Annotated in this window: 23 protein-coding genes; 13 read left to right on the plus strand and 10 right to left on the minus strand. The window is 61.5% G+C overall.

The window, feature by feature from the left end:
• Window position 1: 1 nt before the first annotated feature.
• The 12 genes from BLT85_RS02600 (at window position 2) to flhB (ending at window position 9388) form a co-directional block, all read left to right on the plus strand.
• Window positions 2-307 (plus strand): STAS domain-containing protein, encoded by a 306-nt coding sequence (locus BLT85_RS02600; protein WP_093391683.1) that lies wholly within the window; start codon window positions 2-4, stop codon window positions 305-307.
• A gap of 2 nt (window positions 308-309) precedes the next feature.
• A complete protein-coding gene (locus tag BLT85_RS02605) occupies window positions 310-2040 on the plus strand; it encodes a fused response regulator/phosphatase (RefSeq protein WP_093391684.1) in 1731 nt (576 codons plus the stop codon).
• Between the two features lie 38 nt (window positions 2041-2078).
• Window positions 2079-2429 (plus strand): Hpt domain-containing protein, encoded by a 351-nt coding sequence (locus tag BLT85_RS02610; RefSeq protein WP_093391685.1) that lies wholly within the window; start codon window positions 2079-2081, stop codon window positions 2427-2429.
• Window positions 2430-2509: 80 nt separating this feature from the next.
• Window positions 2510-3811 carry a flagellar hook-length control protein FliK gene (locus BLT85_RS02615; RefSeq protein WP_157718101.1) on the plus strand — a complete coding sequence of 434 codons (1302 nt, stop codon included), beginning with the start codon at window positions 2510-2512 and terminating at the stop codon, window positions 3809-3811.
• 180 nt (window positions 3812-3991) lie between these two features.
• Window positions 3992-4507 carry a flagellar basal body-associated FliL family protein gene (locus BLT85_RS02620; protein WP_093391687.1) on the plus strand — a complete coding sequence of 172 codons (516 nt, stop codon included), beginning with the start codon at window positions 3992-3994 and terminating at the stop codon, window positions 4505-4507.
• A gap of 9 nt (window positions 4508-4516) precedes the next feature.
• Window positions 4517-5488, plus strand: a complete 972-nt coding sequence (gene fliM / locus BLT85_RS02625; RefSeq protein ID WP_093391688.1) for a flagellar motor switch protein FliM — start codon at window positions 4517-4519, stop codon at window positions 5486-5488.
• Window positions 5489-5546: 58 nt separating this feature from the next.
• Entirely contained in the window at window positions 5547-6017 is a 471-nt protein-coding gene (gene fliN / locus BLT85_RS02630) for a flagellar motor switch protein FliN (protein ID WP_093391689.1), read from the plus strand.
• Window positions 6018-6446 carry a flagellar biosynthetic protein FliO gene (gene fliO, locus BLT85_RS02635; RefSeq protein ID WP_093391690.1) on the plus strand — a complete coding sequence of 143 codons (429 nt, stop codon included), beginning with the start codon at window positions 6018-6020 and terminating at the stop codon, window positions 6444-6446.
• Entirely contained in the window at window positions 6446-7195 is a 750-nt protein-coding gene (gene fliP, locus BLT85_RS02640) for a flagellar type III secretion system pore protein FliP (protein ID WP_093391691.1), read from the plus strand. The genes fliO and fliP overlap by 1 nt, the downstream gene beginning before the upstream one ends.
• 8 nt (window positions 7196-7203) lie before the next feature.
• Window positions 7204-7473: a flagellar biosynthesis protein FliQ gene (gene fliQ, locus BLT85_RS02645; protein ID WP_093391692.1), complete on the plus strand. Its 270-nt coding sequence runs from the start codon at window positions 7204-7206 to the stop codon at window positions 7471-7473.
• Window positions 7473-8249: a flagellar biosynthetic protein FliR gene (fliR, locus tag BLT85_RS02650; RefSeq protein ID WP_093391693.1), complete on the plus strand. Its 777-nt coding sequence runs from the start codon at window positions 7473-7475 to the stop codon at window positions 8247-8249. The genes fliQ and fliR overlap by 1 nt, the downstream gene beginning before the upstream one ends.
• Window positions 8249-9388 carry a flagellar biosynthesis protein FlhB gene (gene flhB / locus BLT85_RS02655; RefSeq protein ID WP_093391694.1) on the plus strand — a complete coding sequence of 380 codons (1140 nt, stop codon included), beginning with the start codon at window positions 8249-8251 and terminating at the stop codon, window positions 9386-9388. The genes fliR and flhB overlap by 1 nt, the downstream gene beginning before the upstream one ends.
• A 36-nt stretch (window positions 9389-9424) precedes the next feature.
• On the opposite strand, the gene BLT85_RS02660 is transcribed toward flhB, so the two are convergent.
• The 9 genes from BLT85_RS02660 to BLT85_RS02700 form a co-directional block, all read right to left on the minus strand.
• Window positions 9425-10390 carry an NAD(P)H-dependent flavin oxidoreductase gene (locus BLT85_RS02660; protein WP_093391695.1) on the minus strand — a complete coding sequence of 322 codons (966 nt, stop codon included), beginning with the start codon at window positions 10388-10390 and terminating at the stop codon, window positions 9425-9427.
• Between the two features lie 91 nt (window positions 10391-10481).
• Window positions 10482-11420 carry a MotB family protein gene (locus BLT85_RS02665; protein ID WP_093391696.1) on the minus strand — a complete coding sequence of 313 codons (939 nt, stop codon included), beginning with the start codon at window positions 11418-11420 and terminating at the stop codon, window positions 10482-10484.
• Window positions 11420-12190 carry a flagellar motor protein PomA gene (gene pomA, locus BLT85_RS02670; RefSeq protein ID WP_093391697.1) on the minus strand — a complete coding sequence of 257 codons (771 nt, stop codon included), beginning with the start codon at window positions 12188-12190 and terminating at the stop codon, window positions 11420-11422. Before pomA ends, BLT85_RS02665 begins: the two co-directional genes overlap by 1 nt.
• Window positions 12191-12416: 226 nt before the next feature.
• Window positions 12417-12812 (minus strand): Rho termination factor N-terminal domain-containing protein, encoded by a 396-nt coding sequence (locus tag BLT85_RS02675; protein WP_093391698.1) that lies wholly within the window; start codon window positions 12810-12812, stop codon window positions 12417-12419.
• A gap of 59 nt (window positions 12813-12871) precedes the next feature.
• Window positions 12872-13546: a phosphoribosyltransferase gene (locus BLT85_RS02680; RefSeq protein WP_093391699.1), complete on the minus strand. Its 675-nt coding sequence runs from the start codon at window positions 13544-13546 to the stop codon at window positions 12872-12874.
• 2 nt (window positions 13547-13548) lie between these two features.
• Window positions 13549-14910: an erythromycin esterase family protein gene (locus BLT85_RS02685; protein WP_093391700.1), complete on the minus strand. Its 1362-nt coding sequence runs from the start codon at window positions 14908-14910 to the stop codon at window positions 13549-13551.
• Window positions 14911-15096: 186 nt separating this feature from the next.
• A complete protein-coding gene (locus tag BLT85_RS02690) occupies window positions 15097-17493 on the minus strand; it encodes a glycoside hydrolase family 65 protein (RefSeq protein ID WP_093391701.1) in 2397 nt (798 codons plus the stop codon).
• A complete protein-coding gene (locus BLT85_RS02695) occupies window positions 17486-18445 on the minus strand; it encodes a PfkB family carbohydrate kinase (RefSeq protein WP_093391702.1) in 960 nt (319 codons plus the stop codon). The genes BLT85_RS02690 and BLT85_RS02695 overlap by 8 nt, the downstream gene beginning before the upstream one ends.
• A gap of 71 nt (window positions 18446-18516) precedes the next feature.
• Window positions 18517-19296 carry an alpha/beta fold hydrolase gene (locus tag BLT85_RS02700; protein ID WP_157718103.1) on the minus strand — a complete coding sequence of 260 codons (780 nt, stop codon included), beginning with the start codon at window positions 19294-19296 and terminating at the stop codon, window positions 18517-18519.
• 96 nt (window positions 19297-19392) lie between these two features.
• Here BLT85_RS02700 and BLT85_RS02705 point away from each other — a divergent pair, with 96 nt between their 5' ends.
• Window positions 19393-20268: an alpha/beta fold hydrolase gene (locus BLT85_RS02705; RefSeq protein ID WP_093391704.1), complete on the plus strand. Its 876-nt coding sequence runs from the start codon at window positions 19393-19395 to the stop codon at window positions 20266-20268.
• Here BLT85_RS02705 and BLT85_RS02710 read toward each other — a convergent pair.
• Window positions 20207-21802 carry a cation:proton antiporter family protein gene (locus BLT85_RS02710; RefSeq protein WP_093391705.1) on the minus strand — a complete coding sequence of 532 codons (1596 nt, stop codon included), beginning with the start codon at window positions 21800-21802 and terminating at the stop codon, window positions 20207-20209. The two genes, BLT85_RS02705 and BLT85_RS02710, sit on opposite strands and share 62 nt — an antisense overlap.
• Window positions 21803-21859: the final 57 nt, after the last annotated feature.

Here is a 21859-nt window from a genome sequence, read left to right on the forward strand (position 1 = left end):
AATGCCGATTCAGGCCAACCTGTCTAACGATGGTCAGGTCTTGACCATCCGCGTAAGCGGGCGTTTCGACTTCGGTGCCCACCAGGACTTTCGTGAGGCGTACGAGCGTAGCGGCCTGACACCGCAACGCTATGTCGTGGACCTGCAGGACACCGATTACATCGACAGCTCCGCGCTCGGCATGCTCTTGCTGTTGCGAGACCACGCGGGTGGCGACTCGGCGATGATTCAGATCATTCATTGCAACCCCGACGTGCGCAAGGTTTTCGCGATATCCAACTTCGAACAACTGTTCGCGATCGAGTAGACATGGGCGAACAGGCGCAGCGGCCTGTCGCGTCGGCACCGGGCCTGACGGTACTGGTCGCCGACGACAACCCCACTGATCGGATGATCCTCGGGCGTCTGGTGGAAAGCCTCGGGCATCGGGTCTTGCCGGCAGAGAACGGTCAGCAGGCCGTGGAGCGCTTTGTCGCGGAGCGTCCCGATCTGGTTCTGCTCGATGCGTTGATGCCGGTCATGGATGGCTTCGAGGCGGCGCGGCAGATCAAGCGGTCGGCCGGCGAAGACCTCATTCCGATCATCTTTCTGACCAGCCTCACCGAGACTGACGCATTGGTCAGCTGCCTGGCAGCCGGCGGCGATGACTTCCTCACCAAACCCTATAATCCGATCATCCTTCAAGCGAAGATCCAGGCCTTCCAGCGCATGCAGGAGATGCATCAGACGTTGCAGACCCAGCGTGACCTGATTGCCAGCCAGCACCAGCGGATGATCCGCGACCAGGAAATGGCCAAGATCATCTTCGATCGCGTTGCGCATGCAGGATGCCTGTCGGCAGGGAATCTGCGCTATCTGCAGTCGGCCTACGCGATGTTCAACGGCGACATCCTGCTGGCGGCCTACAAGCCCTCCGGAGGCATGCATCTGTTGCTTGGCGATTTCACCGGGCACGGTCTGTCGGCAGCAATCGGTGCGATGCCACTGGCGGAAGCCTTTTACGCCATGAGCGCGCGGGGGTTCGTGCTGCGCGATATCGTCGCAGAACTCAACCACAAACTCGGACAGATTCTTCCGATTGGCATTTTCTGTTGTGCCGTGCTGGTCGAGGTCAATCCAGGCAAGGGCCTGGTGGAAATCTGGAACGGCGGGCTTCCGGAGGTGCTGATACTGGGTCGTAACGGCGAGATGCTGCACCAGGTCGCCTCGAGCCATCTGCCGCTGGGCGTGGCAAAGGCCGATCGTTTCGATGCCAGCCCCGTTGTCCTGCCCATGGCACCGGGCGAACGTCTGATGTGCTGGACCGATGGCATCATCGAGAGCCGCAGTCAGTCAGGAGAGCTGTTTGGCGAGGATCGGGTGATGCAGGTCCTGCAGTCATTCCGCGGCGCGCCACAGCAGGCCTTCGACGGCCTGCTGACGGCAATCGAAGCATTTCACGGTAGCCCCGAGGATGACCTCAGTCTGCTTGAGATGGTCATGCTCGAACCCAGCGAGCAACGTCCGGTTCCGGCGGTGGAGCGAGCGCATTACCAGGCGGCTCAGGATTGGCGGCTGGCTTACACCTTTCGTGCAGCGTCGATCCGCCAGCACAATCCCTTGCCGTTTCTACTCGAAATGCTCATGGAGGTACCCGGTCTGCGCCCGCACGCCGGCACTCTGTTCACTGTCCTGAGCGAGCTGTACAGCAACGCGTTGGAGCATGGCCTGCTTGGGCTCGACTCCGGCTGGAAGCGCGACTCCGAAGGTTTCACCTACTACTACTCGGAACGCAACCAGCGGCTTGCCGAACTCACCGAAGGCTCGATCAACGTCAGTCTGGATCATTGCCCGGACGCTTCAGGCGGTCGTCTGATTCTGGAAGTGGAGGATAGCGGGCCGGGGTTCAGCGTGCAGCCAGCCGTTTCCGGAGAGGGATATGCGGGGCGTGGGCTGGCCCTCATTTCTGCGCTTGCAGACAGTGTCACATTCAGCGAGCAGGGGAGCCGGGTGCGGGTAGAGTTCGTTTGGCGCCTTGGGCATACTGACCGGCATGCTTGAGGCACATGGCGCTCGAGTAATGACGAAACAAGGACACGATGACTACCGATCTTCCTGATATTGACCCCAGCGTGCAGAACGCGCTCCGTGAGCTGATGCAGGATGACTATCGTCTGCTGGTCGAAACCTTTCTTAACGATGCCCTCCGGCGGCTGACCGACCTGAGAGAAGCACTGCTTGCCGGACGCTGGGATGCGTTCCGTCAGAGCGCTCACAGCTTCCGCGGAAGCTGCGGCAACATGGGTGCCCTGGCGCTGGAGCGAACCTGCAGCATAGCTGAGCGTGCCGGGCTCGAACGTGATGCTACCGCGGCGGAAGGCGCGCTGGTCGAACTTGAACTCCTGCATGCGCGCATCGTTCCCCTCATGCGTTCCAGGCTCGATATATAACCCTTCTTCGCAGTTGGCCTCGAACTTGCTTGGTTACCGGTATTAGACGAACTACCGTCGCGTTATCGGAGATGCTTGCGATGTCGGTTAGCCAACCCATGATGGCTTTATTCACTGCCCCGCCCCCAGCTACGGCCGGCGCTGGCACTGCTGCTACGGCTGCGGGCGATGCCGTGGCGGACTTCGCCGCGGTTTTGGCCGGCCAGGACCCTGCCAGAATACAGGCGGTTCTGGATCAGTTGGGGATCACCGACGGCGGGTCGGAACTTGCCGCCGATGGCAAGCAATTGCCGGAGTCGATCCAGGACTGGCTCGGTCAGCTGGCCTCGCTTGAAAGCGTCGATGGAGCAGCTCTGCCGGTTGACCCTTTAGCAGTAGAACAGGCGCTGCAAGGCGAGTCGGATCAATGGTATCGCTGGCTCAGCGAGTCGCGGTTGACGCTGGTTGACCCGGCTACCGAAGAAACCGAAGCGGAGTCCGAGTTGGTCGATGCTGAAAGCGTCGAAGCTCAGGAAGACCCGATTAGCGATAGCATCGTATCGCTCGGCTTGACCGAGCCGACTTCAGAGACAGGCGATGCCGGATTGGCCGGCAGCCTGATCGCCAGCCAGAGTCAGGCTGGGAGCGCGAACGCTGCCGGCGCCGAGTCGACGACGGATGGCGCCAGCGACATGACCATCGGCGAAGACCAGCGCAAGGGCAGTTCGAAGATTGCCGCTGAAGCATCGCAGTTGAACCAGCGTGCCAATTCCGTACCGCTGGCAGCCAGCGAGTCAGTGGCGTTCGCCAGTAAATTGGCGGAGCAGCTCGAAGCGGGCGGCAAGGCGCCCGGCTCCGATAACGATTCGATCGATGCCACTTCGCGTCCGACGCTCGGCAGCCAGTCCGCGGCTCAATCTGCCCTCACTGCCCGACCGGTCGCTGCGCCTCCTCAGGCACTGGGCGTACCTTTCGGCCAGCAGGGCTGGGGTGAGGCCATGGTCGAGAAGGTCATGTGGGCTTCGAGCCAGAACCTTCGCAGCGTGGAGATCCACCTTGACCCCGCCGAGCTGGGACCGCTGGAGATTCATATCCAGCAGCGCGGCCAGGAACAGCAGGTACAGTTCGTCAGTCAGAACGCCTCCGTACGCGAGGCGCTGGAATCCCAGATGTACCGCTTGCGCGAGATGTTTGCCCAGCAGGGTATGAACCAGGTCAACGTATCCGTTGGCGATTCGTCGGCTGGCCAGCAGTCGGCTCGCGAGCAGTTCGCCGGTAATCGCGGCGGCTCGGGACGTACCGATGACCGGGCCGGCAACGGTATGGACGGCGGTGATAGCATCGTCACCACTGCTGCAGCGGCTCGCGTGTCCGCCGAGCGGCTTGTCGACTTCTACGCCTGACTGCGCTGGTAAGCGGACCCGAGCCCGGCGCAACGCCGCTCGGGTTTCGCAGGCAAAGACATTTTCCCTTCATCGCTTTATCCTAGGTGCGGCTTGCTGACGGGCGGCGCTGTTGGCACGGTCAATGCAGGAAACCCTTCAAGTTGCTACTCCCACACCCTTCGATGACGGAAATTTGTCATGGCGCGTAAACAGGCCGAGCCGGCTGCAGCAGACAAAGACGCCAAGCCGGCGGCTAGTCGCAAGAAACTGTTCATCCTCATCGGTGCGGGTGTTCTCGCTCTGCTGGTTTCGGTGGGCGGCCTATTGTTTTTCGTCTTGTCCGGCGGATCGGAGCAGTCTGCAGAAGAAGCTGTAGTCGTCCCGGCCGGCAAACCGGTTGCTATCTACCAGCCACTGGACCCTGCCTTCGTGGTGAATTACACCCACGCAGGGCGTCAGCGCTACATGCAGGTGAACGTCGTGTTGATGGGCCGAGATGCCGCTGGCATGGCCACGCTGACCAAGCATCTGCCGCTGGTACGCAACCAGTTGGTCATGCTGTTTACCAGCGAGGAGTTTGACTCGCTGTTCACCCCGGATGGCAAGGAAACCCTTCGCCAGCGCGCTACACTCGCGGTGCAGTCGTTGCTGGAAAAGGAAATCGGCAACCCGGTGGTCGAGTCCGTGCTGTTCACCAACATCGTCTTGCAATAGGAATAGCTCATGGCCGTTCAGGACCTACTCTCACAGGACGAAATCGACGCGCTCTTGCATGGCGTGGACGACGGCGCGATCGATACTGACGCGGATGTCGAGCCAGGCTCAATCAAAAGCTATGACCTGACCAGCCAGGATCGGATCGTCCGCGGTCGGATGCCGACGCTTGAAATGATCAACGAGCGCTTCGCCCGTTATACCCGCATCAGCATGTTCAACCTGCTGCGCCGCTCTGCGGACGTAGCGGTGGGCGGCGTCCAGGTCATGAAATTCGGCGAGTACGTGCATTCGCTGTATGTGCCGACCAGTCTGAACCTGGTCAAGATGAAGCCGCTGCGCGGAACCGCGCTGTTCATCCTCGACGCCAAGCTGGTGTTCAAGCTCGTCGACAACTTTTTTGGTGGGGACGGACGCCACGCCAAGATCGAAGGTCGCGAATTCACGCCGACTGAATTGCGGGTCGTGCGCATGGTGCTGGATCAGGCCTTTCTCGATATGAAAGAAGCCTGGCAGGCGATCCATCCGGTCCAGTTCGAATACGTCAATTCCGAAGTAAACCCGGCTCTCGCCAACATTGTCAGCCCGAGCGAAGTGGTCGTGGTATCCACGTTCCATATCGAGCTCGACGGTGGCGGTGGCGACCTGCACGTAACCGTGCCGTATTCGATGATCGAGCCGCTGCGGGAGATTCTCGATTCGGGCGTGCAGTCGGACGTGGACGACCAGGACGAGCGCTGGGTGCGTGCGCTACGCGAGGAAATGACGGCGGCCAAGGTGCCCTTGAGTGCGACGGTGGTCCGGCGCGAGTTGAAACTCAAGGACTTGTTGAGCATGCAGCCGGGCGATGTGATCCCGGTAGAACTTCCCGACCACATGGTGCTATGCGCCAACGGCGTACCGACGTTCAAGGCAAAGCTTGGCTCGGTCAAGGGCAACCTGGCTTTGCAGATTCTCGGCCCTGTCGCTCGGCCGCGGTAGCAGCAGATTATGAAAACCACTTTTTGCGTCAATCGTTTTACCGGGGAGGAATGCCGACATGGCAGATGACAAGCAGGCTGAAGAGATGAGTCCCGAAGAGCAGGCGCTGGCTGATGAATGGGCTGCCGCTCTGGACGAGGCAGGGGCTGCCGACCAGGACGACATCGACGCGTTGCTGGCTGGCACCGGCGGCTCCAGCCGGGTGAAGATGGAAGAGTTCAACGCTCCGGCGAAGGTATCCGGTGACGAGTATGGTGAGCATGGCGATAGCCCGAATCTGGATGTGATCCTGGATATCCCGGTCACCATTTCGATGGAAGTGGGCAACACCGATATCACCATCCGCAACCTGCTCCAGCTCAACCAGGGCTCGGTCGTCGAGCTCGATCGGCTGGCCGGCGAACCGCTGGACGTCAAGGTCAACGGCACGCTGATCGCTCACGGCGAAGTGGTGGTGGTCAACGAGAAGTTCGGCATCCGCCTGACCGACGTGATCAGCCCCAGCGAACGCATCAAGAAGCTGCGCTAGATGAAAAGCGTTGCCGTTCCCTTCGTATTCGTCGGCTGGGTTGCCTCCGCAGCCGTCTGGGCCGCCCCGGTGGCGACCAGCGAGGCTCAGACATCGGTCGCCGGCCAGGTAGGTCAGCTGGTGCTGGGTCTGGCGTTCATTGTCGGGCTGATTTTTCTTCTCGGTTATCTGATGCGCCGGATCGGCCCTCTGGCCGCACAGGGCGGCCAGAATATCCGCATCATCAGCAGCCTGCCGTTGGGTCCTCGCGATCGACTGATGCTGGTCGACGTGGCGGGCAAACAGCTGCTCTTAGGGGCTTCGCCGGGTCGTATCAGTACCCTGCATGTGTTCGACGAGCCGATCGCCGAGCTACCGTCGGAAGGTACGCCTGGCGGCGACTTTGCGCAGAAGCTTCAGGCACTGCTCAAGCGGGAGAACCGCCCGTGATGCGCTGGCTCGTGCTGCTTTTCGTGTTGCTAGCTCCAACGGCATTTGCCCAAACGGCAGGCGACCCCCTGAGCATTCCGGCGGTTACCTTGAGTACCGACGGCGAAGGCGAACAAACCTACTCGGTCAGCCTGCAGATCCTGCTGCTGATGAGTGCGCTGACGTTCATCCCGGCGTTCGTGATGATGATGACCAGCTTCACGCGAATCATCATCGTGTTCTCCATCCTGCGTCAGGCGCTGGGTCTGCAGCAGACTCCATCGAGCCAGATTCTCATCGGTCTGGCGCTGTTTCTGACGCTGTTCATCATGGCGCCAGTGTTCGAACGGATCAACGAGACGGCTCTGCAGCCCTATCTCGCCGAAGAGCTGGGTCCGCAGGAAGCGGTGGATGCGGCCAGCATTCCGCTTCGCGGCTTTATGCTCGCCCAGACCCGCGAGACCGACCTGGAGCTGTTCGTGCGGCTGGCGCGGCGGGACGACATCACCAGCCCGGACGCGGTGCCGTTTCATATTCTGGTACCGGCCTTCGTTACCTCCGAGCTGAAAACGGCGTTCCAGATCGGCTTCATGATCTTCATTCCGTTTCTGATCATCGACCTGGTCGTAGCCAGCGTGCTGATGGCCATGGGTATGATGATGCTTTCGCCGCTGATCATTTCGCTGCCATTCAAGATCATGCTGTTCGTGCTCGTTGACGGCTGGGCCTTGATCATCGGAACGCTGGCCGCCAGCTTCGCTACCGCCTAGGAGCCGACATGACCCCGGAAGTCGTTGTTGATCTGTTTCGCCAGGCAGTGTGGCTGACCACCGTCATGGTGGCGATCATCGTCATGCCGAGTCTGCTCGTCGGTCTGTTGGTGGCGGTCTTCCAGGCGGCGACGCAGATTAACGAACAGACGCTGAGCTTTCTGCCGCGTCTGCTCTGCACCTTCATCACGCTGATCGTGCTGGGTCCGTGGCTGGTCAATCAGTTCATCGAATACACCGATCGGCTGTACCGGGAAATCCCCGGCCTCATCGGCTGATGTTCGAATATTCGCTAGACGAGCTGGCGCGCACGATCAGCAGCTATACTTGGGTGCTGTTTCGCGTCGCCAGCGTGTTCATGACCATGCCGGTGTTCGGCACCCAATTGCTGCCGGCGCGTGTGCGCCTGTTCATGGCCATGATCCTGACGTTGCTCGTCGCTCCGCAGATTCCGCTCGCGCCCGAACTCGATCCGTTGTCGCTGGGCACCTGGGTAGTCATTGCCGAGCAGATACTGATCGGTGCGGCAATGGGCTTCATGCTGCAGCTGCTGTTCCAGATTCACGTACTCGCCGGTCAGATTATTGCGATGCAGATGGGCCTTGGCTTCGCCTCGATGAACGATCCGAGTATGGGCATTTCGGTCGCGGTGGTCGGCCAGGTTTTCACCATGCTGGTGACGCTGCTGTTCCTCACGCTGAATGGGCACCTGGTGGTCATCGAGGTGTTGGTCGAGAGCTTTACCACGCTGCCGATTGGCGAGACGCTTGGCGCGGCAGATTTCTACACGCTGGTTTTGCGTTTCTCCTGGGTGCTGGCCGCCGCGCTGCTGATAGGCTTGCCGGCGATCATTGCGCTGCTCATCGTCAACCTGTCTTTCGGCGTGATGATGCGTGCGGCGCCGCAGCTCAACATCTTCTCCATCGGTTTTCCGCTGACGCTGGTGTTTGGTCTGTTCATTCTCTGGGTCATGCTCGGTAACGTCGGCGCCGAATATCAGGCGCTGGCGGCTGAATCGCTGGTGTGGCTGCGCGAACTGGTGAGGGCTAGCTGATGGCTGAATCGCCAGATAGCGGTCAGGAAAAGACCGAGGAGCCCACGGCCAAGCGACTGAAAGAGTCGCGCGACAAAGGGCAGGTACCGCGCTCCAAGGAGCTGAGCACGCTCGCAGTGGTGATGGTGTCGGCGGTCGGGCTGCTGATGCTCGGCCCGGCCATGGTGCGCAAGATGATGGATCTAATGGTCTTCAACTTCCGCATTGACCGGGAGAGTCTCTATGCCACCGACAGTATGGGATTGCATCTTCTCTCGTCGGTAGGCGTGGGTCTGGATATCATCGGGCCGCTGTTCATCATGATATTCATCGCCGCACTGGTGGCGCCGGTCATGCTCGGCGGTTGGCTGTTCAGCGGAAAGCTGCTCGCGCCGAAATTCGAGCGCATGAACCCGCTCGCCGGTATCAAACGGATGTTCTCGGTTCAGGCGCTGGTCGAGTTGCTCAAAGCCTTCGCCAAGTTTCTTGTGGTCCTGGCAATGGCGCTTCTGGTGTTGAGTCTGCGCAAGAACGACCTTCTGGCGCTGGGCAGTGAGCCGCTTCCCAACGCGTTGGAACACAGCGCGTGGATCCTGGGCATGTCGCTGGTTTTCCTGTCCTGCTCGTTGATCGCCATCGCTGCCGTCGACGTGCCCTTCCAGCTGTGGAGCAACAAGAACAAGCTGAAGATGACCAAGCAGGAGATCCGTGACGAGTACAAGGACTCCGAAGGCAAGCCGGAAGTGAAGTCGCGCATACGTCAGCTGCAGCGCGAGATGGCGGAACGGCGGATGATGAACAATATTCCGCAGGCCGACGTGGTCATCACCAACCCGACCCACTACTCCGTGGCGCTGAAATATGACCCGCTGCAGTCCGGAGCGCCGGTGGTGGTAGCCAAGGGCGCCGACTTCATTGCGCAGAAGATTCGAGAGGTAGCTGCGGAGCACGACGTGGTAGTGCTCGAATCGCCGCCGCTGGCGCGGGCCGTGTACTACAGCACCGAACTGGATCAGCAGATCCCGGCGGGCCTGTATCTGGCCGTGGCGCAGGTACTGGCTTATGTGTTCCAGCTCCGGCAGTACCGCGCGGGGCAGGGCAAGCGTCCAGGAAAGATGCCGGATCTGCCGATACCGGACGAGCTGCGCAAGGACGACTAAAAAAAGCCCGGAATCCCGGGCTTTTTCATTTCAGCATCAGGCGCCGAGCAAGCGCTGGCGCGCTGCGAGATATTCACGCTTGAGCTCGGCAATGACCTGAGCGGTCGGCTGGACCGCGTCGATATTGCCGACGCCCTGGCCGGCGCCCCAGATGTCTCGCCACGCCTTCGATTTGCTGCTGCCGCCCGAGCCGAAGGACATAGTGCTCTTGTCGGCGACGGGCAGGTCGGCTGGATCCAGTCCGGCGTTTTCGATGCTGCCGCGCAGATAGTTGCCATGCACACCGGTGAACAGATTGGAATAGACCACGTCCTGCGCCGAGCTGTTGACGATCATGTCCTTGTACGCCTGGTCGGCGTTGGCTTCCGGCGTGGCGATGAAGCGCGTGCCCATGTAGGCGAAGTCGGCGCCCATCGCTTCGGCGGCCAGGATGTGCTCGCCGCGGCTGATCGAGCCGGAGAGTGCGATCGGGCCGTCATAGAACTTGCGCACCTCCGACACCAGCGCGAACGGGCTCAGCGTGCCGGCATGCCCGCCGGCACCAGCGCAGACCAGGATCAGCCCGTCGACGCCGGCCTCGATGGCCTTTTCCGCATGGCGCACACTGATCACATCGTGGAAGACCTTGCCGCCGTAACTGTGCGCCACTTCGACCGCCTCGTGCGGCGCGCGCAGGCTGGTGATCATGATCGGCACCTTGTACTTGGCGCACATCTGCAGGTCATGCTGCAGGCGGTCGTTGGACTGGTGGACGATCTGGTTGACGGCGAACGGCGCGACCTTCTTCTCCGGGTTCGCGCTCTGGTATTCAGCCAGCTCGGTGGTCAGCTGTTCGAGCCATTGCTCGAGAACTTCGGCGGGTCGAGCGTTCAGTGCCGGGAACGAACCGACAATGCCGCTCTTGCACTGTTCGGCAACCAGCCGCGGATTGGAGATGATGAACAACGGCGACCCGATAACCGGAATATCCAACTGAGCCTTGAGTGCCTGGGCGAACGACATCGTGCCTTCCTCGTTGATGAGCAAGGCATGAGTGTAAACGCATTGGAACCTGGCCTTCCAGCGCATGGGCCTGCTATCAATGCGCTTGCTGTTACGGCATCACCTGTGGCGAGCCGGCGTCCGGCAGGCTTGCAGGTTGCGGGGCGATGCCCGCCGAAACGCTGTCGCTCTCGGCTTGCATCAGCTTACGCAACTGCTCTTCGTAGGCCTGTATCGGTCCGGTCAGATCGAGGATGATTTCCACCCGCCGATTAAGCGTGCGCGTATCCGGCCAATCATTGCTTGCCCGCGGCCTGGTATCGGCATAGCCCTGCACGCGGATGCGTTCCGGCTCCACGGTTTCGCTGGCCAGCAGCGCGTTGGCGACCGACGAGGCACGGGCTGCCGACAGATCCCAGTTCGAACGAAAGCGCGGAGTGCTGATCGGTATGTTGTCGGTATGTCCTTCGATGGTGATCTCCCCGGGCAGCTCGGCCAGTACATCGGCAATACGCCACAGCACCTCTTCGAAGCCGGTAGTCATGTCTGCCGAGCCAGAGGGGAACGAGCCTTTCTCTTCGACACGAACAATAACGCGTTTGCGGTCATGTTCGAGCTGCAGCCGTCCTTCGGTCAGCTCCTGTTGCAATACGGCGGACAGCGCGTCGAGGCTGACCTCGATCTGCTCACGCGTGGTCTGCTCGACCTGCTGGGCGACAGAGCTCTCCCGATCCGCGCGTAGCGTGTCCAGTTGGGGGGCTTCCTGGCTGGTTTCCTGGCGCACGTTTTCAACCAGCGTTGGCTCGGGAACACTTGGCGAGAAACTATTGAAGATCGGACTGGTGCCCATGGGTATCTCGGTCGCCGGCACATCGCGCTGGACGCCGAAGGCCTTGGACAACTCGCCGGCAATCTGCTTGAACTTCGCGGCGTCGATCTCGGAAAAAGACAACAGCAGTACGAAAAAGCACATCAGCAACGACATCAGATCCGCGAAGGTAACTACCCAGGCGGGAATGCCGGGCTTGTCCTCTTCTTCGGGCAGATCCATCAGGCCGGCTCCGCATCCGCGGGCTTGCCACGTTTTTTCGGCGGCAGATAACTCGAGAGAAGCTGTTCGATGGTGCGCGGGTTGGTACCGTCCTGTATCGCCAGCACCGCGTCCGTCCAGAGCGCCTGCATGCGTGCTTCTTCGGTCATGCGCAGGTTGAGCTTGTCGGCAATCGGCAGACAGATCATGGTTGCCAGCATCGCGCCGTAGAGGGTCGTGAGCAGTGCCACGGCCATCGCCGGTCCGATGGACTTTGGATCTTCCATGTTTGAAAGCATCTGCACCAGACCGACCAGGGTCCCAATCATGCCCATTGCCGGTCCAACGTCACCCATCGCCGAGAAGATCTTGGCGCCCCAGCGGTTGCGCTCGAGTGTCAGCACGCGCTCCTTGTCCAGAATCGCGCGCACCGTTTCCGGCGGGTGACCGTCAATCAGCAGCTGAACGCCGATTTTCAGGTAAGGGGAACTGATCTCCTTGTCTTCCAGCGCGAGCAGCCCCTGCTTGCGCGCAATACCGGCGAGTTCAACCAGTTCGTTGATGGTCGACTCGACGTCCGGCAGCTTGAAGAAAAAGGCGCGGCCGGCCACTTTCATTGCACCAAGAAATTGATTGAGGCTGAACTTGGCCAGTACCACGAAGATGCTTCCGCCGATAACGATCAGCAGCGACGGCACGTTGACGAAGGTCAACGGCGAAGCGCCGAGCAGGATCGACGAAAGAATGATAGCCAGGGCGCCAACGAGCCCGACGAGAGTGGCGATATCCACACTTGCTCCTAGGAAAACTATGCAGCCGATGCAACAGGAAGGGCAGGGCGGTCATGTCCAGCCAGCCCTGTGAAAAGCGCCGGCATTCTAACGGCAGCCGGCGGGATTTAGAATCGGCCGTGCAGCGGATTTCCTTAGGCCTGTTCGGTCTCGCGAAAGATATTTTTTCGGCGGAATCCAAGCCGGGCGGTCTGAGCCGCCGGCGGCTCGCCTCACCCTTGTCAGCTCAACTTAACGCCTTGATGAGTTCGTCCCTGCGCATCTTCGATCGGCCGGTGATGTTGCGCTCACGCGCTTTCTCCATCAGCTCGTCCTTGGAAAGCTCGGTCAACGAGCTGCTGCCGGAATTGTTCCGAGCCGAGCCGCGGTTTGGCGAGTCTCCCTCGCGCGCCTTGGCCGCACGATGCGCCGAATCCTTGCGATCGGCGCGCTTCTCGGTTTGGCTTTTCTGCCGGCCCGAGCCGCCCTTGCGTTCCCCGCCACCGGATTGCTTGTTCACGGTGGCCCACGCACGTGCCTCGGCTTCGTCTTCCGGCACCCCCTTTTCCTCGTAGCTCTCCTCGATATGCTCGGCTTTGCGTTGCTGCTTCTCGGTGTATTTGGACTTGTCTCCGCGTGGCATCGTTTATCTCCTGCGCTTGCAATGGATGGTTGGGATAGGTGAAGGCGATGAGCGCTGCACTAACGCAGCGCTTCCCGCGCTTTTCCGAGCAAATCCACGACTTCGGCATCGGTCGTCTGGCCGAAGTCCTGGTAATGCTGGCCGACCGCGCGAAACTGATCAGGCGCCAGGGGGCAAACCAGCTCATCGACCATCGGGCGCAGTTCGTCCAGCGAGTCCTGCGCGCCTACCGGAACTGCGAAGATCAACCGGTCTGGACCAGACTGCGTCAAGGCTGTCAGTGCTGCCTTGGCGGTGTTTCCGGTGACGACGCCATCGTCGACGACGATCACCTCTCGGCCGGCGATGTCCAACGGAGGCCTGTCTCCGCAATAGACAGCGCGTCGGCGCTCGATTTCTTCAAGCTGTCGCTGTTTTTCTTCCTCGAACCAGCTTCTGGGCACGTCGAACTGCGCCGCCATCCGTTGATCCACCACCCACTGTGGGGTGAGCCCATCGACTACGGCGCCGATAGCGAACTCTTCATGGCCCGGCGCGCCGATCTTGCGAACCATGACCAGATCCAGTGGTGAGTCGAAAGATCGGGCAACTTCATACGCGACCGGCACGCCGCCGCGGGGCAAAGCGAGGACGATGGGCTTGCCCTGTACCACCGGGCGCAGCGCTGCAGCAAGGCTCTGGCCGGCTTCCCGACGGTTTCGATAGGCCGGCAAGGGCGTGAATGATCGGCTCATGGTCAGACTCCATACGGGTAGGTGTCGGCTTCGGAGGGCGAGTCGGTGCTGTGAGCCAGCGGGGTGACCGCACCGGTCTTTTCGAGCCAGACGTAGCTATCGAACTGCTCTGCCAGGACTGCCTGGGAGTAATGACTGCGCCGCTCGCTTTCCGGGCGATAAATCACACCAATAGCCCGCGCCAGCAGTGGTTGGCCCAGCGCATCGCGCAGCGCCTTGCGGTCTGAGCCGCGCCAGTCGGTAAGCGAGGCGGGGATGCCAGCCTGGAGAAACTGCTGTTCCCAGCTATCGGGCCGGGAGGGGACGACATCCTTGATATGCATGACGCCGTCCCATTCGTCAGCGGCGGCTACCTGCCCGCGATCAGTGCCCATGCCGATCAGGACCGCTTCGGAACCAAACGCGGCACGGCACAGCTGGCCGATGTTGAATCGGCCACCCCAGCCCATGCTGGTGGCTCGCGCATCGCCGATGTGCGAATTGTGAGCCCAGACGATGATCTTCGCGTCTGATCCGCGTTGCTCCAGCAGCGCCTCGAGCGTGTCGAACATGTGCTGATCGCGCAGGTTCCAGGACTCGGCCGAGCCGCGGTAGATAGATCGGTAATACTGCTCGGCGGCACGAATCACGCGTGCGTTCTGGGTCGCGCTGAAATGCTCTTCATGCTGCTCGGGTGTGCCCGCCAGGCGCGCTTTGAGCAGCGCCTGGAGCTGCTCGACGATCGCGTCCTCGCAGGGGTCTTTCCCATCACGCTCGACCATGTGGCCGTACAGGACGGGGTCGTCCTGCCAGGGCGACAGGCAGGCGTAACGTTCCCGAGCCTGTCGGGCCAACGTCGTATCGGTCTGGTCAAGATACTGCAACACCTGACCGATCGAGTCGCACAGGCTGTAGACATCGAGCCCGCGAAAGGCTACGCGTTGCTCATCGGCGCGTGGCGCATTGTAATCGCGCAGCCAGTCAGCGAACTCGACTATCTCAGCGTTCTTCCACATCCAGGCCGGAAAACGCCTGAACGCCTGCTCATGCCACTGGCGGGTAGCGGATCGGCGAACGTAGGCGTCGATCCGCCCGGCATCCGGCCAATCGGCCTCTGCGGCCACGATATTGAACCCATGCCGTTCGATGAGCGCGCGGCTTATAGCTGCTCGTGTGCGGTAGAACTCGCTGGTCCCGTGGCTCGCCTCGCCGATCAGCACGATGCGCGCTGCTCCGTACCGATCGAACATCGCGGCGAACTCTTCGCTCTCGAGGTCCGGCAATGGTTCGGCATATTGGCGTAGCAACGGAACCGCATCCACCTGAAGCTCAGCGGGACGATGCAGTGCGAATCTGGGCAGTCCTGCTTTGTTGGCTGAAGACATGATCACGCCTCGAAACGAAACCGAACCTCAGGGCAGCATTGAGCCGTTTTACAGGAGACCGGACGAGCGAGGTCGTGTTCCCGCTCTGGTGGGTCAACCTGTCCGGCTATCCGGAATGTCGCCTTGAACCAGACCAGTGGCCGGTCTCGACCGCGCCGCGGTGCGCTCGGTAAGGTGAGCAGCCCTCTACTTTCGCTGCGTGTGGATCGCCAGCGCATTACCCTGGTCAAGCCAGGCCTGGCCAGTGGGATGGTGGACCAGGACCGGCCCTCTATCGGTTTTTTCCACGACGAGACGCAAGACATCGCCTGACAGGGCAATCGACAGCTCGGCACCACGGAACCAGACCTTCTGCTCGACATCGCCAAGCGAGTGCGGGGGAGCCGGCAGGACGTGAAGCCCGTCCTGCTCCGGCCAGATGCCGAGGTAGTGTCGTTGCAGCACGTCGAGGGAGCCGGACATCGCGCCGAGGTGAATACCTTCAAGAGTCCCGCTTTGCGATGGCGCAGCCAGGTCGACCGCTGCCGTATCGAGGAAATATCGCCACGACGCTCCGGCATCGAGATGCGTGAGCGCGCCGGCACATACGACCGTGGACAGGCTCGATTCGTGCGTGATATGTCCGAGGTGGTATTCGGCGGTGCGCCGGATATCCGCCTCATCGAACCGGTAGCCAAGCCGGTTCACCAACTCCAGCAAGACTCTGGGCGGAAAAAGGTGCAACAGCATCAGGACGTCGGGCTGTTTGCTCAACTGGTAGCGGTCACACCGGTCTCCCTTGGCTTCGAGCATCCAGTCCAGGCGAGGCCGATCGTCGTGCAACCACGCGTCCGGCGGCGGCAGCAGGTCCTTGAAACCATCGAACTGGCTGAGTACGCCGTTTTCCAGAAGCGGCAGGTACATCCGATCGGCTATGTCGCACCACAACTTCGGTTCGTCGGGCTGCAGACCGATTCGCTCTCTCAGCTCGATGGCCTGATAATCGCGCAGGTTGGCGATTACCTGCTTGCCCAGGCGTAGCGTCCAGCACGCCATGAGATTGGTATAGGCGTTGTTGTCCAGCCCCGGCCGATCTCGATCTGGGTACAGGTTGTGATATTCGTCAGGGCCGATGACGCCACGAATGACGTAGCGCTCCGAGGCCTCGTCGAATTCGACTGCGCTTGCCCAGAACCGCGCCACTTCCAGGATCAGCTCGCCGGCTTCGTTGGCCAGCAACGCCTGGTCACCGGTAGCGAGGAACAGTTGCCAGGCGTCGTAAGCGATTGCCGACCCGATGTGCCATTGCAGATGTGTGTAGTCCGGCATCCAGCGGCCGGACAACGGGTTTTGCTGGAACGGAGGGGTTTCCTCTTCGCCGTCCGACCCGCTACGCCAGGGGAACATGGCACCACTCAACCCGGCGCGGCGAGCACGTTCGCGCGCCGTGTCCAGGCGGCGATGACGGTAGCTGAGCAGGCCGCGGGCCAGTTCGGGAAAGTGACTGACCAGGAAGGGAAAAGCAAATATCTCGTCCCAGAATACCTGTCCGTAATAGCCCTCGTGCCAGCCGCGGGGAGGGAAGCCCTGATCACGCTCCAGACTATGCGGTGATACGGCTTGCAGCAGGTGGAATGCATGTAGTCGCAGGGCGCGCTCGAGTTTGTCATCGCTCAGACGCATGGGCATCTGCGCCCATAGCTCGCTCCATTTCAGCTCGTGCTCGGTGCGCAGCGCTTCGAATGGCTGGTGGGGGAGGGAAGTCAGAACCTGGTCGTGCGCGCGCCTGGCATCGGCGGGGATCTGATCGTCAGTCAATACGACGACACGCTTCTCGATAACCAGTCGCTGCTCGCCAGCCGGGCGGACGATCGTCTCCTGGCAAAGTCGGTCGCGGCACAATACCCCGTCCCAGTCGACGGCCTTGCCCGGCACAATGGTGTGCACTGCCATCGCCAGTCGACGTCCCGGCGAGGTGAGGTGGGCGTTCAGCGTAGCATGGCCGTCGCGGCTGTTTTCGATATGCACGTCTTTCAGTCGGCGACCTTCGTACGCCAGATTCTTGTTAATCAGGCTGTTATCGACCGAGCCGTCCAACACCGTTCGCAAATGGACATGTTCCAGGCCGGCAGGCAAATCGAGTTCCCAGCGCAGCACGGCAAGGTGAGGGTCGGCCATGCTGACGAAGCGCACCTCTTCAAGTTCCCAGGTACGACCCGCCAGGACAAAGCAGATCCGTCGGCGTAGCTGGCCGGCGTCCATGTGCAGGCTTTGCTGGTAGCGCTGCAGTTCGACGGCGTGCAGGTCGAACCACTGTTGTCCGTCCGGCGAGACACTCAGACCAAAAGGATCAGGCAGCCTGGCGAGAGCCGCCAACTCGGACGTCGTACCGTTGACGTCTCGTGGGGCCTTGTCGTACCAGCCAGCACAGTACAGTCCCGCGTAATGGGAGGGATGACCTGCATGACAGGCCGAGGTTTCAGGCGCGCTGGCGCGCCAGGACAGGACGCCATTGCCAAGCGCAAGCAATGCTTCGCGCCGCCTTTCGTCGATTGGCTCGAACTGATCGAATACGACTTGCCAGCTTGTCGCTTCACTAACCATCGACACGTCGCGCCTTGCGCATCAGGCCATCCACCACCGGCGCGACTGCGTCGCGGGTAGGATACGCAGGCTTGGAGCCGTATGTGGTGACAGCGGCGTTGCTGGCAGCGACGGCCCAGGCGGCAGCCTCGATAGGCTCGCGTCCTTCAAGCAGGGCAATAGCCAGCACGCCAGTGAAACAGTCACCCGCGCCGGTGGTGTCGACAGGCTCCGCCTCTCCGGCGGGGATGTGCATGGCTCCTTTCCCGGCGTCTAGCAGACAGCCCCCATCGCTCAGCTTGAGACAGACGATGCGTACCCCGGCCTGACGCAGTTCGTGCGCAGCTTGCGCTGCATCGTCCAGCGAGTCGATGGCGCGCCCGAGCAGTCCTTCCGCCTCGCTCTCGTTCGGCGTGATAGCCAGCAGCCCACCCAGCAGATTCGGTTCGACCCGGTCGGGAAAGGAGGGATCGAGCACCACCGGGATCGATCGACGGCTGGCTGCCTCGACCGCACGTTGCACCACCCAGGCGGGGACCTCGCAGTCCGCTACCAGACATGCGGGCAATCTCGCCTGTTCGACGGCCTTGACCACCGCCAGTGCCGCTTCCTCGTCCCAGTCATCGTTGGCATTGGTTGCCAGGACGATGTGTTTTTTCGCATCCGGCGGTACGGTGATCATGGACACCCCGGTGTGCTGCCCGGCTGCGCGGGTGACGGCCGACACGTCGATACCGGCTTCGCGCAAGGGCGCCAGCGCCTGCTCGGCAAGATCATCATCGCCAACCCGGCCCAGCAGCCAGCTTTCATGGTCGAAGAGCGCCCCCAGCCAGGCAGTGTTGCTTGCCTTGCCTCCGGCAAAGCGACGAAATTCATGAGCCAGCAGCGTTTCGGTGCTGCCGGGAGCCTGATCAATGCGCACCTGAAAATCGGCATTGATGCTGCCCAGCGAAAGCAGGGTTGACTGTTGCATGGTCACCTCGGCCGGTTCGAATAAACCTTCTGACCGGATATGGCGACGGGTGTTCGGCTCGACGGGTGAGTCTATGCTCCGCCGGCTGTGTTCACGAATTCGTCGATGAGCCTTGGCCAGGCCTGCAGTTGGGGCATCGTGTCGATCTCGACCAGGCGCGCATTCGGCAGTGTCTGGTTCAGGTAACGCGCCGTGGCAAGCGGATGGATATCGTCATCGGCCCAGGCCAGGACAAGCGCGGGCATGCTGAGCGCTGCCAGCTCGGAGCGTGGCGGCAAGTCGGAGTGCATCGCACCCTCGAGGATCCTTCCCAGGCGCCGCTCGTCGAATCGCGCCATCTCCAAGAGAGCCTGCTCGTTGGCCTCCGGCTGAGCGCGATGAAGCCAGCCGGGAACGCTGGGAAACTGCCGGGCCAGGTTGACCAGCGACGCAACGCCCCGTGCGCGGATCACATCGAGCATCTTGCCGTAGCGCTCCACCTGGGCGGGTCGGCTGGCCCAGGCAGTCGGAGGTAATGCCAGGACGAGGTGACTGACCTGCTGCGGAGCCGCCAGTGCGGCATACAGCGCGGTGGCGCAGCCCATCGACTGCCCGCCCAGGGCAAAACGCTCCTGTCCAGCATGTGCTGATGCGACGTTGAGCATGTCCTGAGCGAGTCGGTCCCAGCGGTGCTCGTCGGCATGCGCGCCACCAGAGGACTGACCATGGCCGCGGGCGTCGTAGCGAATGCGGCGAATCAGTCCGGCTGGCGGATGGAACCAGCCGGTCGCCGACTCGAGGGCCATATTGCCCATCAAGCCATGCCCCCAGATCAAGGGGTAGCCTTCGCCATGTATTGTCGTATTCAGCATGTTGATGTCCTTGTAAAGCGCATCGGCCCAGCATAAAACGAACAGGGTCAATCGCACAGGTCGCGTTCACCGCACCGCTGTAGTGGAAACAAGAACATGATGTTGCTCCCCTGGTCACACAAGACATCCGCCGGCTTCGCATTGAGCGGCTGGTATTCGCCGCCAAGCGGCAAGCCGCTTCTGCATTTTCTGCATGGAAACGGTTTTTGCTGCCGAACCTACGAGCCCTTCCTGGCGAAGCTCGCCGAACATTTCGACCTGTGGCTGTGCGACCTGCAAGGACATGGTGACAGCGAACATGGCGGAACATTTTTAGGCTGGAACCGCAACGCGGAGCTGGCGCTGGAGGCATTCGAGGCGGGGCGGGCTCGGTTCGGAGAGGTGCCACGCTACGCCTGCGGACACAGCTTCGGAGGCGTGCTCAGCGGTCTGCTACTGGGTACGCAGCCGGGCGTGTTCCAGCGCGCGGTATTGCTCGATCCGGTGATTTTTCCGCCACACCTGCTTGCCATGCGCTCGCTGATGGCGCTCATCGGCCGTCGTGCCAATCCGGTGTCGAACAAGGCGCGAGGGCGACGTGACAGCTGGCCGGACCGGGAGTCGGCATACAAGGCGCTGCATGGTCGTGGCATGTTTCGCGGCTGGGAAGAGTCAGCGTTTCGATCGCATATCGACCACGCCTTGCAGGAACAGGAAGGGCAGGGCGTTACGCTCAAATGCCGGCCGAGCCGCGAGGCAGAGGTGTTCGAGTCGTTCCCCAGCCGAACCTGGCACTGGCTGGGAAAGGTACAAGTGCCGACGCATATCCTGCACGGCGACCAGAGCTATCCCTTCGTGGCCCAGTCAGCGCGCCGGTTGTCGCGTCGCAATGCTTCGGTCAGCGAGCATGTCGTCTCTGGTGGTCACTGTTTCATGCTGGAGGATTCGGCGATGGCGGCGCAGCAGACGCGCGCATTTCTCCTCGGCGAATAAGTTCGCGGTCGACCTGCTCGGCCAGGCCTGCACCCGCTTCGCTCATGGTCAGGTAAGTCTTGTCGGCACCGGCTTCCATGATGCGCTCAGCGATGTCATCGAACATCGCATGTGCGACGATCAGACCATCGAAGCCGCGTTCGCGAAGCTTGCGCACGGCGATGGTCTTGGCCTCGGCGTCATTCATGGCCATGATCACCGAATGCACTTCAGGCATTTCCAGGCTTTGCCACAGCACCTGGTCTTCGGCGTCGGCGAAGCGCGCGCGGCGCCCTGCCTTGATGCTCGCCTCGATGGCTGCCGGATCCGAGTCCATTGCGACCACGCGATAGCCTTTTTCATGCAATCGATCATAGGCGGCACGTCCGGTGCGGCCCAGCCCCAGAATGAGAATCTCGGCGTCGCTGAGCGTGACAGGCTGCTCGTCGGGATGCCGGATGTCCCGCTCCATCGGGATCAGTCGTTTGGATAGCCTTTCGTACAACGGGTGCGCGATACGATTGAGCGGAGCGGAAACGAGAAAGGATACCGAGACCGTGACGGCCAATGGGATCAGCCACTCCGGTAGCACCACGCTGGCGACGATCAGGCCGAACTCGCTGTAGTTGGCCAGGCTCATGCTGCTGAGAAATGCGCTGCGCGCGCGCAGCTTGAACAGCAGGAACAGAAAGAAGAACAGGATCGCCTTGATCGGCAACAGCACGCCCATCACCACGGCGAAGAGCAGCGCGTCCATGTCCGGCAGGCCACCGATGCCGATCTGCAGGAAGAAGCCTACCAGGAAGACTTCCTTGAGGCTCCAGAGTGACTGCGAGAGTTCGCCGGCGCGTTTGTGCCCGGCAAGCATGGCACCAAAGGCGAGGGCGCCAAGCTCCGAACTCAAGCCGACCGACTCGAAACCCAGTCCGCCGATGACCAGCGCCAGAAACAGGCCCAGCAGTACCAGCAGTTCCTCGTGCCCGCTCATATCCAGCAGCTTGTACAACAGCGGTCTGAGCAGCGGGACGACAAACACCAGCAGTGCCCAGGCCGACGGTGACTTGCCGCTGGCGATGCTGATCACCACCAGGGCAATCAGGTCCTGCATGATCAGCACGCCGATAGCGACCCGTCCATGAAAAGCGCGTAGTTCGCGCTTGCTCTCGAGGACCTTCGCCGCCAGTACGGTGCTGGAGAAGGAGAGTGCAATGGCCAGCAACAGGGCTTCGCGAGTACCGATATCCAGAAAGAACAGCAGGCCCGGAAAGTACAGTCCTACGGACAAGCCGAAGTGCAACAGGCTGCCGCCGATGACCTCCGGGCGAATTAGGTTTTTCAGCTTGAGCTTGAGACCTACGGTGAACAGAAGCAGTAGCACGCCAAGATGCGCAATGTGCGCCAGTACCGAGCTGTCCTGCGGCTGGACCCCGAACATGTCGCCGAATCCGGCCAGAGCGAAGCCGGCCGCGAGGTAGCCGATGAGCGGGGGCAACCCGACCTGGCGCATGATCAGTCCCAATACAAAAGCAAAGGCTATCCATACGGCTTCGATCACGGCGTGCTTCCGGCTCGGCTAAGAATGTCTGGATTGTGAAGGTGGTGGCGAGGCGCT

Origin of the sequence: Halopseudomonas xinjiangensis (genome assembly GCF_900104945.1) — a bacterium.
Taxonomy (GTDB): Bacteria; Pseudomonadota; Gammaproteobacteria; order Pseudomonadales; family Pseudomonadaceae; genus Halopseudomonas; species Halopseudomonas xinjiangensis.

What these genes read in the sequence shown, in the direction of transcription:
- BLT85_RS02600 (WP_093391683.1), top strand. Translation starts at nt 2, where the DNA reads ATGCCGATTCAGGCCAACCTGTCTAACGATGGTCAGGTCTTGACCATC.
- BLT85_RS02605 (WP_093391684.1), top strand. Translation starts at nt 310, where the DNA reads ATGGGCGAACAGGCGCAGCGGCCTGTCGCGTCGGCACCGGGCCTGACG.
- BLT85_RS02610 (WP_093391685.1), top strand. Translation starts at nt 2,079, where the DNA reads ATGACTACCGATCTTCCTGATATTGACCCCAGCGTGCAGAACGCGCTC.
- BLT85_RS02615 (WP_157718101.1), top strand. Translation starts at nt 2,510, where the DNA reads ATGTCGGTTAGCCAACCCATGATGGCTTTATTCACTGCCCCGCCCCCA.
- BLT85_RS02620 (WP_093391687.1), top strand. Translation starts at nt 3,992, where the DNA reads ATGGCGCGTAAACAGGCCGAGCCGGCTGCAGCAGACAAAGACGCCAAG.
- fliM (WP_093391688.1), top strand. Translation starts at nt 4,517, where the DNA reads ATGGCCGTTCAGGACCTACTCTCACAGGACGAAATCGACGCGCTCTTG.
- fliN (WP_093391689.1), top strand. Translation starts at nt 5,547, where the DNA reads ATGGCAGATGACAAGCAGGCTGAAGAGATGAGTCCCGAAGAGCAGGCG.
- fliO (WP_093391690.1), top strand. Translation starts at nt 6,018, where the DNA reads ATGAAAAGCGTTGCCGTTCCCTTCGTATTCGTCGGCTGGGTTGCCTCC.
- fliP (WP_093391691.1), top strand. Translation starts at nt 6,446, where the DNA reads ATGCGCTGGCTCGTGCTGCTTTTCGTGTTGCTAGCTCCAACGGCATTT.
- fliQ (WP_093391692.1), top strand. Translation starts at nt 7,204, where the DNA reads ATGACCCCGGAAGTCGTTGTTGATCTGTTTCGCCAGGCAGTGTGGCTG.
- fliR (WP_093391693.1), top strand. Translation starts at nt 7,473, where the DNA reads ATGTTCGAATATTCGCTAGACGAGCTGGCGCGCACGATCAGCAGCTAT.
- flhB (WP_093391694.1), top strand. Translation starts at nt 8,249, where the DNA reads ATGGCTGAATCGCCAGATAGCGGTCAGGAAAAGACCGAGGAGCCCACG.
- BLT85_RS02660 (WP_093391695.1), bottom strand. Translation starts at nt 10,390, where the DNA reads ATGTCGTTCGCCCAGGCACTCAAGGCTCAGTTGGATATTCCGGTTATC.
- BLT85_RS02665 (WP_093391696.1), bottom strand. Translation starts at nt 11,420, where the DNA reads ATGGATCTGCCCGAAGAAGAGGACAAGCCCGGCATTCCCGCCTGGGTA.
- BLT85_RS02675 (WP_093391698.1), bottom strand. Translation starts at nt 12,812, where the DNA reads ATGCCACGCGGAGACAAGTCCAAATACACCGAGAAGCAGCAACGCAAA.
- BLT85_RS02680 (WP_093391699.1), bottom strand. Translation starts at nt 13,546, where the DNA reads ATGAGCCGATCATTCACGCCCTTGCCGGCCTATCGAAACCGTCGGGAA.
- BLT85_RS02685 (WP_093391700.1), bottom strand. Translation starts at nt 14,910, where the DNA reads ATGTCTTCAGCCAACAAAGCAGGACTGCCCAGATTCGCACTGCATCGT.
- BLT85_RS02690 (WP_093391701.1), bottom strand. Translation starts at nt 17,493, where the DNA reads ATGGTTAGTGAAGCGACAAGCTGGCAAGTCGTATTCGATCAGTTCGAG.
- BLT85_RS02695 (WP_093391702.1), bottom strand. Translation starts at nt 18,445, where the DNA reads ATGCAACAGTCAACCCTGCTTTCGCTGGGCAGCATCAATGCCGATTTT.
- BLT85_RS02700 (WP_157718103.1), bottom strand. Translation starts at nt 19,296, where the DNA reads ATGCTGAATACGACAATACATGGCGAAGGCTACCCCTTGATCTGGGGG.
- BLT85_RS02705 (WP_093391704.1), top strand. Translation starts at nt 19,393, where the DNA reads ATGATGTTGCTCCCCTGGTCACACAAGACATCCGCCGGCTTCGCATTG.